Below are 14502 nucleotides of genomic sequence, written 5' to 3'. Positions count from 1 at the left end.
TCTATTCTCCCGCACGGAGGATAATCGAACGGTGCCCACCTACCGAGACGAAGCAGTGATCCTGCGCACCCACAAGCTGGGTGAGGCGGATCGCATCGTCACCATGCTGTCGCGTCAGCACGGCAAGATCCGTGCGGTGGCCAAAGGCGTCCGGCGCACGTCGTCGAAGTTCGGGTCGCGCCTCGAGCCGTTCATGGTGGCCGACGTGCAGCTGTATCAGGGACGCTCGCTCGACATCGTGCAGCAGGCGGAGTCGCTCGGCTCCTACGGTTCCGACATCGCGGCCCACTACGACCGGTTCACATCGGCGAACGCGATGGTCGAGACCGCCGATCGGCTGAGCGACTCCGAGGCGACGCCCGAGCAGTACCTGCTGCTGGTGGGCGGGCTGCGTGCGCTCTCGCGGGGCGAGCATTCCCCCAGGAGCATCCTCGACTCCTACCTTCTGCGCGTGATGGCGCTGTCGGGATGGGCGCCGTCTCTCGGCGACTGCGCACGATGCGCCGCCCCCGGCCCGCACGCGCACTTCGTCGGTCAGCTCGGAGGCGCCGTATGCGTGAACTGCGCGCCGGCCGGAAGTCCGAAGGTGGCAGAGAAGACCCTGTCGCTGCTGCGATCCCTCATGACCGGAGAGTGGGAGGCGATCGATGCCGCGCCTCACGCGGACAACGCCGCGGCATCAGGTCTCGTCGCTGCCTATGCGCAGTGGCACCTGGAGCGCGGCATCCGCTCGCTGGCCCACCTCGTGGCCGACATCCCTCGAGAAGGAGCACGGTGAGCCCCAAGCCCTACACCCACAAGGATGCCGTCGCCTATCGTCCGCTCGACTGGACGGGCGTCCACCCGCCGGCGTTCCGAGCGGTGCCCGAGCACGTCGCCATCGTCATGGACGGCAACGGCCGCTGGGCGAACCGCCGCGGACTGAACCGCGTCGAGGGGCACAAGGCGGGGGAGGAGGTGCTCCTCGACGTCGTCGCCGGTGCGATCCAGGCAGGGGTCAAGCATCTCTCCGTCTATGCGTTCTCGACTGAGAACTGGGCCCGGTCTCCCGAGGAGGTGCGCTTTCTCATGGGGTACAACCGCGACGTGCTGCACCGTCGACGTGATCAGCTCAACGAGTGGGGCGTGCGCGTGCGATGGGCTGGACGCAAGCCCCGGCTGTGGGGCAGCGTGATCAAAGAGCTGCAGTACGCGGAGCAGCTCACGAAGAACAATGACGCGCTCACCCTCACCATGTGCGTGAACTACGGCGGGCGTATCGAGTTGGTCGACGCGATGCGCGCGATCGCCGCCGATGTCGCGGCGGGACGGGTGAAACCGAACGCGATCACCGAGAAGATGATCCGTCGCAACCTCTACGTGCCGGACATGCCCGACGTCGACCTGTTCCTGCGCAGCTCCGGCGAGCAGCGCACCTCGAACTTCCTGCTCTGGCAGGCGGCGTATGCCGAGATGGTGTTCCTCGACACGCTCTGGCCCGATTTCTCTCGCGAGGAGCTCTGGCGCGCGATCGGGGTCTACCTGTCCCGCGATCGTCGTTTCGGCGGGGCGATCGACACCCCTGACGCTTCCGCCTGAGCCCGCAGCCATCGTTCCGTCTCTCGCGGGTGGCGCAGCCGGACGATGAGAAGATGGGGCTGTTCGCTCACGACGCCGGGCATCCGCTCGGTCCACTTGTGCAGCGTTAGCGTCTGCCAGGCGATGATGTTCTCCTCGGGATCTCCCGAGAACATCCGCCAGATCGGCTTCTCGACGTTGCCGTTCCACATGCGGGTGCGCAGGATGCTGCGCCCGAGCGTGCGCCGCAGCAGACGTCCCCGGACCACGCGATACGGGTAGTCCAGCCAGATCACGACCTTCGCACGAGGAGCGAGGATCTCATCGGTTCCCTTGCTCGTGTACTGCCACTCGGTGACCCAGCGGTCCTCCGCAGCGAAGGCGCGGACATCGTCGAGGAAGGACGGCCGTGGAGTCCAGTTCTCACCGTGGAAGAGTCCGTCGATCTCGACGTGACGCAGATCCCAGAGGTCGGCGATGCGTCGTGCGAGCGTCGTCTTGCCCGATCCTGTGACACCGGCGATCAGCACTCTCTCCGGCCGAAGCGGCAGCGGATCGTCGGCGGAGAGCATCTGAGAATCCTAACGACGGAATAGCCCATAGGTGCATACGGTTGGATGTCAATGTGAGTGAAGCCATCTCGATCGACATCTGGTCCGACATCGCCTGCCCGTGGTGCTACATCGGCAAGCGCAACCTCGAGAAGGGTCTCGAAGCCGTCTCCGGCGACGACGACGCGCCGCAGGTGAACATCACCTTCCATTCGTTCGAGCTCTCGCCCGACACCCCGGTCGACTTCGACGGGGATGAGATCGACTTCCTCGCCGGTCACAAGGGGATGCCGCGCGACCAGGTCGAGCAGATGCTGTCGCACGTCACCGGAGTCGCCGAGAACGCCGGGCTCGCGTACCGCTTCGACCTCCTCCAGCACACCAACACCGTGAAGGCGCACGAGCTCCTTCACTTCGCGAAGGCACAGGGTGTGCAGCACGCGATGGAGGAGCGGCTGATGTCCGCGTACTTCACCGAGGGCAAGCACGTCGGCCGTATCGACGACCTGGTCGACCTCGCGGTCGAGGTCGGACTCAACCCGGATGACACGAGAGAAGCACTGGTGTCCGCTCGTCACCTCGCCGACGTCCGCCAGGACCAGGCGCAGGCCCAGGCCTATGGGATCCAGGGCGTGCCATTCTTCGTGATCGACGGTCAGTACGGCATCAGCGGAGCGCAGCCGCCCGCAGCGTTCGAGAACGTCCTGCGTGACCTCTGGGCCAAGCGCGGTGAGACCGAGCCGGAAGCCGAAGCCGAGACGGCCGCGGTCTAGCGGGTCAGCGCGGCTTCGATCGCGCCGACGATCTCGGGGTCGTTCGGCTTCTGCTTCGGGCGGAAGCGGACGACCTCTCCGTCGGGAAGCACCAGGAACTTCTCGAAGTTCCACTCGACGCGACCCGCCTTGCCGCCGGCATCCGGGGTCTCCTTGAGCGTCTTGTAGAGATCGGTGGCGTTCTTGCCGTTGACCTTCACCTTGTCGTTGATCGGGAAGGTCACACCGTACGTGGTCGAGCAGAACTCGAGGATCTGATCGACCGATCCCGGCTCCTGCCCGAAGAACTGGTTGCAGGGGAACCCGACGACGCTGAACCCGCGGTCGCCGTACAGGCGCTGCAGCTCCTCGAGCTGCTCGTACTGCGGAGTGAGGCCGCACTTCGAGGCGACGTTCACCACGAGGACGACATCGGCACCCAGATCATCGAGTGTCTTCTCGTTGCCGTCGGCGTCTGTGAAGGGGATGGAACGGACTGCGGGATCGGTCATATTCACAGCTTAGGTCGATGCGCCGAGACCGGCTCCGTGTCTGGGAGAATGGAGGGGACATGACTCTCGCCACCGCCTCAGCTCGCACCCTCAACATCGGTCCGATCGCCCTCGACGTGCCGGTCGTCCTCGCACCCATGGCGGGTATCACGAACACCGCGTTCCGCAGGCTGTGCCGCGAATACGGTGCGGGGCTCTACGTGAGCGAGATGATCACCTCGCGCGCGCTGGTCGAGCGCAACGAGACCACGATGCGACTCATCCGCCACCACGAGTCCGAGACTCCGCGGTCGATCCAGCTCTACGGCGTCGACCCGCACACGATCTCCGAGGCCGTCCGCATCATCGTCGCCGAAGACCACGCCGACCACATCGACCTGAACTTCGGATGCCCGGTCCCCAAGGTCACGCGCAAGGGCGGGGGAGCGGCGCTGCCGTGGAAGAGCTCTCTCTTCTCGCAGATCGTCACCCAGGCGGTCAAGGCGGCGGGCGACGTGCCCCTGACCATCAAGATGCGCAAGGGCATCGATCCCGACCACCTCACGTTCCTCGACGCCGGGCGCGCTGCCGAAGACGCCGGTGTCTCGGCCATCGCGCTGCATGCGCGGACGGCGAGCGAGTTCTACTCCGGCTTCGCGGACTGGAACGCGATCGGCGAGCTCAAGCAGGCTGTCACCAGCGTCCCCGTGCTCGGCAACGGCGACATCTGGTCTGCCGACGACGCCGTGCGCATGATGCAGCAGACCGACTGCGACGGAGTCGTCGTCGGACGTGGATGCCTCGGTCGTCCCTGGCTCTTCGGCGAGCTCGCGGCGGCCTTCGGCGCGGAATCGCATCCGGTCGACGCGACCCTCGGGTTCGTGGCCGATGCCTTCCGTCGCCACGCCGAGCTGCTGGTCGAGTTCTTCGAGGATGAGGACCGCGGATGCCGCGATGTCCGCAAGCATGTCGCGTGGTACTTCAAGGGCTATCCGGTCGGCGGCGACATCCGGACGGGGCTCGCGACAGCATCCAGCCTCGCCGAGATCGACGAGCTGCTCGGCCAGCTCGATCATTCGGCGCCGTACCCCGGCGCCGATGCCGAAGGACAGCGCGGTCGGTCCGGTCGCCCGAAACGCCCGGCGCTGCCGGACAAGTGGCTGGAGTCGCGGGAACTCGCGGCGTCGGCCTCAGAGATGATGCGAGGGGCGGAGATCGAGAACAGTGGCGGCTGATCCTCAGGCATACCCGGCTCGCGGACGCTCGGACGGATACGACCCGCGCGATGCCGAGCGATTCTTCGCCGAGACCCATCGATCCGAACGAGACGACTTCGCCCGCGACCGTGCGCGTGTGCTGCACTCGGCGGCTCTGCGTCGACTGGCCGCGAAGACCCAGGTGCTCAGCCCGGCCAGCACAGCCGATTTCGCCCGCAATCGTCTGACCCACTCGCTCGAGGTCGCCCAGGTCGGACGCGAACTCGCCACCGCACTCGGAGTCTCGGCCGATGTGGTCGACACCGCGTGCCTCAGTCACGATCTCGGACACCCTCCCTTCGGGCACAACGGCGAGCGTGCGCTCAACGAGTGGGCCGAGCCGATCGGCGGGTTCGAAGGCAATGCGCAGTCGCTGCGCATCCTGAGCCGTCTCGAGGCCAAGGCGATCGACGACGACGGCCGCTCTGTCGGACTCAACCTGACGCGAGCCAGCCTCGACGCGACCTGCAAGTACCCGTGGACCGCCGACAGCCCCGTGCCCGACCCGGGAGGTCGACTCAAGTTCGGCGTGTATCCCGAGGACGAGGCGGTCTTCCGGTGGCTGCGCGAGGGAGTCCCCGGACGCCGACGCTGCATCGAGGCGGAGATCATGGATCTGTCCGATGACATCGCCTATTCGGTGCACGACTTCGAGGATGCGATCGTCAACGGCTACGTCGATGTCGCGCAGCTGTCCGATCCGCGTCAGCATGAGGCGCTCATCGACCGCATCCAGCAGTGGGTCGGGTACGACTTCACCCGCGACGACCTCGCCGATGCCCTGTATCGACTCGCCTCCCAGCCGATGTGGCTGCAGTCCTTCGACCGATCACGGCATGACCTCGCCCGGCTCAAGAACCTGACGAGCGACTTCATCGGCCGCTTCGCGAGAGCAGCCGTCTCGGCGACGCGTGAGGCATACTCCGGCCCCGCTCTCGTGCGCTACAACGCTCACGTCGTGGTGCCCCGGGTGATCGAGGCTGAGATCGCCGTGCTCAAGGGCATCATGGGCCAGGCGATCGTCACGATCGATGCCCGCAAGGGCGTGTACAAAGAGCAGCGGCGGGTGCTGAAGCGTCTGGCCGATGCCCTCTGGTCGACCGACGCGCTGTGGTCTGCCGGCGCGGACGTGCTCGAGCCCGCCTTCTCGGCGGACTTCCTCGCGGCGACGAGCGACGCCGAACGCGCCCGCGTGATCGTCGATCAGATCGCGAGCCTCACCGATCAGAGCGCGATCGACTGGCACAACAGGCTCGTCGGCGAGATCGACCCTGCAGAGGTCGGGATCTGGACTCCGAGACATGCGCGACCGGGTGCTCGTCAGCACACGCCGCGTCAGGCGGTCATCGAAGGGGTCGGCTGATGCCCCGCATCCGCCAGGCCGACGTCGACGAGGTCAAGGCCCGCACGAACATCGCCGACATCGTCGGGGAGCGCGTCGCACTCAAGTCCGCCGGAGTGGGTTCGCTGAAGGGCTTGTGCCCGTTCCATGACGAGAAGAGCCCCAGCTTCCACGTGCGGCCCCAGGTCGGCTACTACCACTGCTTCGGATGCGGTGAATCGGGCGACGTCTACTCGTTCCTGCGCGAGATGGACCACGTCAGCTTCACCGAGGCCGTAGAGCGACTGGCCGGCCGCCTCGGCTACGCGCTGCACTATGAAGACGGCGGGTCGGCACCGGAGACGAGCGGACGCAGTCGTCTCTATGCGGCCAACACCGCCGCCGCCGAGTACTTCCGCGGCCAGTTGCTCACCGCCGATGCGGAGGCGGGACGCCGGTTCCTCGGGGAGCGCGGCTTCGACGCCGGCGCTGCCGCGCACTTCGGCGTGGGGTTCGCGCCGCGCGGGTGGGACAAGATGTTGAAAGCCCTCACGGCTCAGGGGTTCACGCGCGAGGAACTGAGTGCTGCCGGTCTGGTGTCGACGGGTCAGCGCGGCGTCTACGACCGCTTCCGCGGCCGCCTCGTCTGGCCGATCCGCGACGTCTCCGGTCAGACGATCGGGTTCGGTGCGCGCAAGCTCTTCGACGACGACCAGGGGCCGAAGTACCTGAACACACCTGAGACGCCGATCTACAAGAAGGCCCAGGTCCTGTACGGCCTCGATCTCGCCAAGCGCGACATCTCGCGGGGCGATCCTCGCAGGGTCGTGGTGGTCGAGGGGTACACCGATGTCATGGCGTGTCACCTCGCCGGCCTCACGACCGCGATCGCGACGTGCGGCACGGCGTTCGGAACCGATCACATCAAGGTGCTCCGCCGGGTGATGGGCGACGACAACGCCTCCGGAGAGGTGGTCTTCACCTTCGACGGCGACGAGGCAGGTCAGAAGGCCGCGCTTCGCGCCTTCACCGAGGACGATCGCTTCAACGCGCAGACGTTCGTGGCTGTGGCGCCCGACGGCCTCGACCCGTGCGACCTCAGGCTGCAGCGCGGTGATGCCGCCGTGCGCTCCCTCATGGAGACCAAGCAGCCGATGTTCGAGTTCGCGATCGACAGGAAGCTCAGCGGCTTCGACCTCTCGACGGTCGAGGGCCGGGTGGGCGCGCTGCGCGCGGCAGCGCCGATCGTGGCGGAGATTCGCGATCGTCTGCTGCGACCCGGATACGAGCGGGTGCTCGCGCGAAGGCTGGGCATGGACCCCACCGAGGTGCGCAACGAGGTCGAACGTGCCGCACGTGGGGGAGCGCAGTCCGCGCGGCACGAGGCGGCCAGGCACGAGACCACGATCGACCCCGCCACCGGGGCGCCGGGCATGGCTCCGGTCACTCTTGCGAGCCTGCCGCGAACCGCGGATGTCGCGGTCGAACGCGACGCGCTGATGGGCGCCCTGCAGTACGGTCACCAGATCGATCAGGCGCTGCTCACCCGCGCCCTCAGCGCTCCGTTCCGCACCCCGGGGCTCGACGCCGTGCGCGAGGCCGTCGCGGCCGCGGCTGACCGCACCCGCGCCGGTTGGGTGACGGATGCCGTGAACTCGGTGCGCGAACCCTACCGATCGCTCGCGGGCGAGCTGCTGATGACGCCGTTCCCGGCTCGCAACGAAGACGGCGCCGTCGCCTCGACGACCGATCTCGCCAAGCGGCTCATCATGCGCATCCTCGAGCACGAGAAGCAGGAGCTCCTCGGTGCCGTGCAGCGGGTTCCCGCGGACTCGGACGGCGGGCGCGCCCTGCGGATGCGTCTTCGCGACATCGACGTCGAGCGTCAGCGGTTCGCCGAGTCGTAACGCCGGCTGTCAGGCGCGGCAAGGCAGGATGGAGGAATGTTCTCCCGGCCCGAATCGACCAACGCGATCGACAGCTCTGATCTGGTCATCGATCGAATCGGGCACAGCGGCCCCACCCGCGCGATCGACGGGGTGAGCTTCGCGCTCGCACCGGGCGAGCTCATCTGCGTCGCCGGCCCGACCGGCTCGGGCAAGTCGACGCTCGTCGCGGCGCTGGCAGGATCCACGGATCCGTCGGTCCGGGTCGTCGGAGGCAGCGCTCAGGTGTGCGGAGTCGACATCCGCCGGCCGGGACGCAAGCATCGCCTGCTGACCTACCGCACGGGATTCGTTCCGCAGGGCGCCGGTGCCGACCTCCCTCCCCAGCTCACGGTGAGCGAGATCATCTCAGAGCCGATCCTGATCCGCGAGAAGCGGGTCAATACCCAGGCGCTCTCCATCCGCGTCGCGACGCTGCTCGACGAGTTGCACCTGCCTCTCGGAACAGCAGCGAAGTTCCCGTACGAGTTGAGCGCAGGCATGCGTCAGCGTGTGGCGATCGCGCGATCGTTCGTGCTCGAGCCCTGGGTGCTCATCGCCGACGAGATCCTCGCCAACCTCGATCTCGAGGTGCGGCCTGTGGTGTTCGACGCGATCACCCGTCGGCGCAAGGAGCAGGGGATGGGCGCGCTGCTGGTGACGAACGACGCCGACTTCATCCGTGAGCTGAATGCGGAGACGCTGATGCTGCGCGGGGGTCACGTGGTCGCCCGCGGTGTCGGCAAGGACCTGCTGTGGGCGCCCAACGCCGAGGCGGATTCGGGCCACTGACAGGGGTGCCGACGACACGCCCGACCTGCGGCCCGTGTCACGAGCACGCTCCGGAGTTTGCTAGGATTGACGAGTTGCCCGCACAGCGGAGCACATTCCTCGGTAGCTCAATTGGCAGAGCAGCCGGCTGTTAACCGGCAGGTTCTTGGTTCGAGTCCAAGCCGGGGAGCCAATGAAAAGCCCCTCTTCGGAGGGGCTTTTCCCTTTCTGCGGTGCGAGTCCCCGCTACTGTCTCCTCGAGGTCATTCGATGGTGACCTCCGGATACGCGAACGAGGCCCCGTCGGATGACGGAGCCTCGTTCGGTGGATCAGAGCGAGATCAGCGCGCTGCGCCCTTGAGTGACCCGGTGGTCTGGCCGGCGGGGTCGGAGATCACGCACTGCACGACGCGGTCGTTCAGCTCGTCCCAGGTCTGCTGGGTCGGCGTGATCGGGTAGACCTCGAGCACCGAGGCCTCGAAGGCGACACCGACGAAGCTCGTGTAGGCGTCGCCGATGCACTCCTGCGACGCGGCGTCGATGTTCTCCTCGGAGAACTCGCCGTCGTCCATCGTGATCTCGTAGTAGACCTCTTCATCGTGCGGCTGGTCGCATGGGACGACGTCGGCGTCCTCGATGAGACCGCTTGCACTCGCCATCTTGCAGTCGCCGAGCTTCAGCGAGAAGATGTCGATGTTCGAGCTCTCGGTCACCTGTCCGGTGTCCTCGTCGCGGTCGGCGTCGCCCGAACCGCCCCCCAGGATGCCGTTCAGCGCGCTGCAGCCGGTCAGTGCGACCGACAGCGCCACAGCAGAACCTGCCAGCGCCAGTGCGCGTCGCGTGCGCATCTTCATCATTTCGTCCCCTCCAGAGCCTCTTGGTGAGTGGCATATTGAAATACCACCTCAAGCACGGTATCCGGGCCGGAGTCTGTGATGCAACTCCGAGAAGACTGTGAGCGGGCTGGGAGGGAAGGTCAGGCTTCCAGATCGTCGATGCCGGGGACCCAGCTCGCGCCGGGCTTGCCCCACCCGCGCTTCTTCGCGATCTTCTGGACGGTCTTCCAGTCGCCGTCCGAGAGGCGGTCGATGTAGAGGATGCCGTCGAGGTGGTCGAACTCGTGCTGCATGATGCGGGCGCGCCAGCCGTCGACCGCGATCTCCACAGGCGCCCCGTCGAGATCGACGCCTGAGACCCGCACCCGCTCCGAGCGCCGCAGCGGGAATCGCTCACCCGGGAACGAGAGGCAGCCTTCGGACTCCAGCTCGTCGTCCGGCTCGCCGGGCTCCAGCGGCACCATCCAGAGCTCAGGGTTGATGATCACGCCACGCCACGGCTGCTCGTCATCGTCGACGTACGCGTACGTGTAGATGCGCAGCGGCACACCGACCTGGGGTGCGGCGAGACCGACTCCCGGGGCCCGGTCCATCGTCTCGAACATGTCGGCGACGAGCGTGCGGATGTCGTCGGAGATCTCCTCGACGACGGAAGCGGGGGAGTGCAGGACGGGGTCGCCCATGATGCGAATAGGAAGAACAGCCACGCCATAACCCTACTCGGCGCACATCGCCGGGTAGGGTCGAAGGGTGAGCATCTCCGTATGGATGACTGGGGCGGAAGACGTCACCGAGCAGCTGGTCGGTGTCTTCCAGAACCCGAAACTGCTCCTCGGCATCCCCCTCGCGCTTGCGGGTGCCGTCTTCATGTCTCTCGGCGCGCAGTATCAGCATCGTGGCGTCGAGAAGGTGGAGCGGCTCAGCGGATCCGACGGAGCCAGCGGTCTGAGCATGAGCCAGATGAAGGGCCTGCTCACCCGGCCCTCCTGGATAGCCGGAACGCTGATGCTCGGCCTGGCGATCGTGTGTCAGCTCGCGGCGCTCTCTCAAGCGCCGCTGATGGTCGTGCAGCCGCTCGGCGCCATCGCGCTTGTCATCACCACGCTGCTCAACGCACGGATCTCGGGTCATTCGCCGACCAGGAAGTCGATCATCGCGATCGTCTGCTGTGTGGGCGGCATCTTCCTGTTCGTCTTCTTCGCGGCGATCTACGCCACGGAGAAGGAGATCACCGACACCGAGCTCTTCACGATCCTGGCGATCCTGCTGGTCGTCATCATCGTGCTCGGCGCCTGCTGGCTGGTGCTCCGCCACCGCATGCGCGCTCTGTTCTACGTCATCGGCGCCGGCATCCTCTACGGTTTCGTCGCCACTCTCGCCAAAGCCGTCATCAGCCGGATCAGCGCCGGCAACTTCGAGTGGATCACCCTCGTGTGCGTCATCGCGCTGATCGCGGCCGGCGCCGTCGGAGCGTACTTCGTCCAGTCCGCCTACAGCTCGGGGCCGCCGGATCTCGTCATCGCCGGACTGACGGTCGTCGACCCCATGGTCGCCGTGCTCATCGGCATGGTCGTGCTCGGAGAGGCCGCGGCGTCACCGCCGTGGGTCCTCGTGATCTTCGCCGTGGCCGGTGCCATCGCGATCTGGGGCGTCGTCAACCTCGCGCGGTACCACCCGCAGGTGCTGAGCGACAGCCAGGACCTCGGGATCACGCGCGGCAGTGACGACGCGACAAAAGACCCCGAGGCCTGAGTTCTCTCGACTTCAGTACGCCGGGTCGATGAGGTCGGGCGAGACCTCTGACGCAGCGGCCTCGTCGACGAAGAAGACGGTGCGCTTGCGGCCCTTGGCGCCCGCGGCTGGAACGTTGGTGTAGCTCGCTCCCGCGAGGGCGAGTCCGAGCGCCGACGCCTTGTCCGCGCCGGTGAGGACCAGCCAGACACGCTTCGACGCGTTGAGCACCGGGCGCGTCAGCGTGACACGCTCCGGCGGAGGCTTGGGAGAGTCGCGAACCGGCAGCGCGGCGGCGTCCGTCACGGTGACCTCGGGGCGATCGGGGAAGAGTGAGGCGATGTGGCCGTCGGGCCCCACGCCGAGGAAGCAGACCGCGAACGACGGCCACGGGTGCTCGTCGGTCCCGTAGCGCGCGAGATCCGCCGCGTACGCCGAAGCCGCCTCGTCGAGGGTCAGCCCCTCGTCCGCAGCAGCGACCTCGTGGATGTTCTCGGCGGGGACGGGAATGTGGTCGAGCAGGGCCTCACGCGACTGCACCGCATTGCGATCGGCGTCGTCGCGAGCGACGAACCGCTCATCGCCCCACCAGAAGTGAACCAGCGACCAGTCGATCTGACTCGACCTGGGGTCGTCGCGCGTCGCACGCAGAACCGCACCGCCCATCGAACCGCCGGTGAGGGCGATGTGGGCGATGCGGCCGTTGCGCGTGCGCGCACGAAGGCGCGTCAGGAATCTGTCGGCCACGCTCGCGGCAAGTGCTGCGGGCGTGGCTTCGACCACGACCCGCTTCTCTGCGGGCGCTGTCTTCGTCGACATCATTCTCCTGTCTGGGGCGGACCCAGTTTCTCCCAGCCCTCGGTGATCACTCGACCGTACAGGACGTCGGGGTCGAGGCGACGCAGCTCCTCGGCGAGGCACTCCCGCAGCGTGCGGCGCGGCAGGTGCAGGTCGTGGTCGGGCTGGTCGGGCTGCGTGAGCACGGCCACGCCGGGCGTGGGGCGCTCGAGCAGGATGTCGCCCGACGAGCGGCGCAGACGCACCGACTTGATGCCCTCCTGCCAGTGCTCGGGGTCTTCGTACGACCAGGTCACCGGGACGTCGAGGGCCATCTGCAGCCATGCGGCGAGAAGCGCGGTCGACGGCGAGGCCGATCCACCGCGCACCTCGACAGCGGTGACCTCTTCGAACGGCGGCTGATCGAGCACGGCGGCGAGCTGCTCGCGCCAGTGCGTGAGACGGGTCCACGCGAGGTCGGTGTCGCCGGGCGCGTGGGTCTCGCCGAGCAGTCCCAGGCGGTCGCGAACATCGGGTGCGGTCGCGGCATCCGTGATGCGGCGCTGCGCGATCTTGCCGAGGGGAGACGAGGCCGGCGATGTCGGCGCCTCTTCGGGCCACCAGGCGACGACGGGGGCGTCGGGCAGGAGCAGACCTGTGACCAGGCTCTCCTCGTTGCTGGCGGCGTCCCCGTAGGCCCGGAGGACGACGACCTCGGAGGCGCCGGCGTCACCGCCGACGCGGATCTGAGCGTCGAGACGCGACTCGCCCTCACCCGTGGTGAGAACGATGACACGCATGGGGTGCTCGCGGGACGCGTCGTTTGCCGCGTCGATCGCTGCCTCTGCGACGCCGTTGCGTGCAGAGATGATCAGCGTGAGCACACGGCCGAGTGCGACGGCGCCGCCCTCTTCGCGCACCTTGACGAGCTGCTTGGCGACCTGGCTGACGGTCGTGTCGGGAAGGTCGATGATCATGGGCGTCTCCACACTCGTCCATCACGGGCAAGGAGGTCGTCGGCGGATGCCGGACCCCACGAACCGGGTGCGTACTGGTCGACCGGGCCGCCCTCGGCTGCCCAGTACTTCTCCACCGGGTCGAGGATCTTCCAGGAGAGCTCGACCTCCTCATGGCGCGGGAACAGCGGCGGGTCGCCCAGGAGCACGTCGAGGATCAGACGTTCGTACGCCTCGGGGCTCGCCTCGGTGAACGCGTGGCCGTAACCGAAGTCCATGGTGACATCGCGCACGTTGGTGCCGTTTCCGGGCACCTTCGATCCGAAGCGGATCGTGACGCCCTCATCGGGCTGGACGCGGATGACGAGCGCGTTCTGGCCGAGCTCTGCCGTGTTCGAGCGGCCGAAGAGGTGCTCCGGTGCCTTCTTGAACACGACGGCGACCTCGGTCACACGACGCCCCAGACGCTTCCCGGTGCGAAGGTAGAACGGGACGCCGGACCAGCGCCGGGTGTCGATCTCCAGCTTGATCGCGGCATAGGTCTCGGTCGCGGACTCGGGGTTCATCCCGTCCTCGTCCAGGAATCCGGTCACCTGCTCGCCACCCTGCCAGCCGCCCGCGTACTGCCCGCGGGCGGTCGCGAGCGAGAGATCCTCCGGCACGTGGACCGCAGCGAGAACCTTCTCCTTCTCGGCACGCAGGTGCTCGGCGGACAGGCTGATCGGCTCTTCCATGGCGGTGAGCGCGAGCAGCTGCAGCAGGTGGTTCTGGATGACATCGCGCGCCGCGCCGACGCCGTCGTAGTAGCCCGCACGGCCACCGACGCCGATGTCCTCGGCCATCGTGATCTGCACGTGGTCGACGTAGTTGCGGTTCCAGATCGGTTCGTACAGCTCGTTCGCGAAGCGCAGGGCCAGGATGTTCTGGACCGTCTCCTTGCCGAGGTAGTGGTCGATGCGGAAGATCGAGTCGGCGGAGAACGCCACCTCGAGGGCGGCATTGAGTTCGCGCGCCGACTCGAGGTCGTGGCCGAACGGCTTCTCGATCACGACACGTCGCCAGCGCTCATCGTCGTCGTCATTCGCTCCGACGAGGCCGGAGTCCTTGAGCTGCTTCGCGACGAGGGGGAAATCCTTCGGCGGGATCGACAGGTAGAACGCGTGGTTGCCCATCGTGCCGCGTTCGACGTCGAGCTGATCGACCGTGTCGCGCAGCTTGCGGAAGGACTCGGGGTTGTCGAACTCGCCCGAGACGAAGCGGATGCCCTGCAGCAGCTGGGCCCACGTCTCTTCGCGGAAGGGCGTGCGTGCATGCTGCTTCACGGCGTCGTACACGACCTGGGCGAAGTCCTGGTCCTCCCAGTCTCGACGGGCGAAGCCCACGAGGGCGAATCCGGGAGGCAGGAGTCCGCGGTTGGCGAGATCGTAGACGGCGGGCATGAGCTTCTTGCGTGACAGATCTCCGGTCACACCGAAGATCACGAGGGCGCTGGGCCCGGCGATCCGGTTGAGGCGGCGATCATCGGGGTCACGCAGCGGGTTGTGCCCGCGCGAGATGGGAACAGACATCGGTGGGGGA

General features: G+C 67.3%; 15 protein-coding genes and 1 tRNA gene. 9 read left to right on the top strand and 7 right to left on the bottom strand.

Annotated elements, in window-relative coordinates:
• Positions 1–31: 31 nt before the first annotated feature.
• Complete coding sequence (recO, locus tag SOM10_RS04220; protein ID WP_053096502.1) at positions 32–778, top strand: DNA repair protein RecO; 747 nt, start codon at positions 32–34, stop codon at positions 776–778.
• Positions 775–1578, top strand: coding sequence for an isoprenyl transferase (locus SOM10_RS04215; protein WP_320488568.1), 804 nt, complete (start codon positions 775–777; stop codon positions 1576–1578). Before recO ends, SOM10_RS04215 begins: the two co-directional genes overlap by 4 nt.
• Here the strand turns inward: SOM10_RS04215 and SOM10_RS04210 are convergent.
• On the bottom strand, positions 1518–2129 hold the full coding sequence (locus SOM10_RS04210; RefSeq protein WP_320488566.1) for an AAA family ATPase: 612 nt from the start codon (positions 2127–2129) through the stop codon (positions 1518–1520). The genes SOM10_RS04215 and SOM10_RS04210 overlap by 61 nt on opposite strands.
• Positions 2130–2182: 53 nt before the next feature.
• Here SOM10_RS04210 and SOM10_RS04205 point away from each other — a divergent pair, with 53 nt between their 5' ends.
• The gene (locus SOM10_RS04205; protein ID WP_320488564.1) at positions 2183–2881 is read left to right on the top strand and encodes a DsbA family oxidoreductase; all 699 of its coding nucleotides are present in this window, start codon (positions 2183–2185) and stop codon (positions 2879–2881) included.
• Here the strand turns inward: SOM10_RS04205 and SOM10_RS04200 are convergent.
• Positions 2878–3372 carry a glutathione peroxidase gene (locus tag SOM10_RS04200; RefSeq protein ID WP_053096494.1) on the bottom strand — a complete coding sequence of 165 codons (495 nt, stop codon included), beginning with the start codon at positions 3370–3372 and terminating at the stop codon, positions 2878–2880. The genes SOM10_RS04205 and SOM10_RS04200 overlap by 4 nt on opposite strands.
• Before the next feature lie 59 nt (positions 3373–3431).
• Here SOM10_RS04200 and dusB point away from each other — a divergent pair, with 59 nt between their 5' ends.
• The 5 genes from dusB (at position 3432) to SOM10_RS04175 (ending at position 8817) form a co-directional block, all read left to right on the top strand.
• The gene (gene dusB, locus SOM10_RS04195; RefSeq protein WP_053096491.1) at positions 3432–4586 is read left to right on the top strand and encodes a tRNA dihydrouridine synthase DusB; all 1155 of its coding nucleotides are present in this window, start codon (positions 3432–3434) and stop codon (positions 4584–4586) included.
• The gene (locus SOM10_RS04190) at positions 4576–5970 is read left to right on the top strand and encodes a deoxyguanosinetriphosphate triphosphohydrolase (protein WP_187249759.1); all 1395 of its coding nucleotides are present in this window, start codon (positions 4576–4578) and stop codon (positions 5968–5970) included. The genes dusB and SOM10_RS04190 overlap by 11 nt, the downstream gene beginning before the upstream one ends.
• On the top strand, positions 5970–7835 hold the full coding sequence (gene dnaG / locus SOM10_RS04185; protein ID WP_320488560.1) for a DNA primase: 1866 nt from the start codon (positions 5970–5972) through the stop codon (positions 7833–7835). The genes SOM10_RS04190 and dnaG overlap by 1 nt, the downstream gene beginning before the upstream one ends.
• Positions 7836–7871: 36 nt before the next feature.
• The gene (locus tag SOM10_RS04180) at positions 7872–8645 is read left to right on the top strand and encodes an ATP-binding cassette domain-containing protein (RefSeq protein ID WP_320488558.1); all 774 of its coding nucleotides are present in this window, start codon (positions 7872–7874) and stop codon (positions 8643–8645) included.
• A 96-nt stretch (positions 8646–8741) separates the two neighbouring features.
• Positions 8742–8817, top strand: a tRNA-Asn gene (locus SOM10_RS04175).
• A gap of 148 nt (positions 8818–8965) precedes the next feature.
• Here SOM10_RS04175 and SOM10_RS04170 read toward each other — a convergent pair.
• A complete protein-coding gene (locus tag SOM10_RS04170; protein ID WP_233277329.1) occupies positions 8966–9478 on the bottom strand; it encodes a septum formation family protein in 513 nt (170 codons plus the stop codon).
• A gap of 122 nt (positions 9479–9600) precedes the next feature.
• Entirely contained in the window at positions 9601–10167 is a 567-nt protein-coding gene (gene def / locus SOM10_RS04165; protein ID WP_072591388.1) for a peptide deformylase, read from the bottom strand.
• Positions 10168–10228: 61 nt separating this feature from the next.
• On the opposite strand from def, the gene SOM10_RS04160 reads away from it, so the two are divergent.
• The gene (locus SOM10_RS04160) at positions 10229–11212 is read left to right on the top strand and encodes a DMT family transporter (protein WP_053096472.1); all 984 of its coding nucleotides are present in this window, start codon (positions 10229–10231) and stop codon (positions 11210–11212) included.
• A gap of 12 nt (positions 11213–11224) precedes the next feature.
• Here SOM10_RS04160 and pgl read toward each other — a convergent pair whose 3' ends face one another.
• From pgl to zwf, 3 genes are read right to left on the bottom strand one after another with little or no spacing between them, the layout of a single operon-like run.
• A complete protein-coding gene (pgl, locus tag SOM10_RS04155) occupies positions 11225–12010 on the bottom strand; it encodes a 6-phosphogluconolactonase (protein WP_320488554.1) in 786 nt (261 codons plus the stop codon).
• On the bottom strand, positions 12010–12945 hold the full coding sequence (locus tag SOM10_RS04150; protein ID WP_187249754.1) for a glucose-6-phosphate dehydrogenase assembly protein OpcA: 936 nt from the start codon (positions 12943–12945) through the stop codon (positions 12010–12012). The genes pgl and SOM10_RS04150 overlap by 1 nt, the downstream gene beginning before the upstream one ends.
• Positions 12942–14492, bottom strand: coding sequence for a glucose-6-phosphate dehydrogenase (gene zwf / locus SOM10_RS04145; RefSeq protein ID WP_053096466.1), 1551 nt, complete (start codon positions 14490–14492; stop codon positions 12942–12944). Before zwf ends, SOM10_RS04150 begins: the two co-directional genes overlap by 4 nt.
• Positions 14493–14502: the final 10 nt, after the last annotated feature.

This window comes from Microbacterium sp. CFBP9023, assembly GCF_034045055.1.
GTDB lineage: Bacteria > Actinomycetota > Actinomycetes > Actinomycetales > Microbacteriaceae > Microbacterium.
Note: the sequence above shows the minus strand (reverse complement) of the source record. Positions and strands in the feature narration are given on the sequence as shown.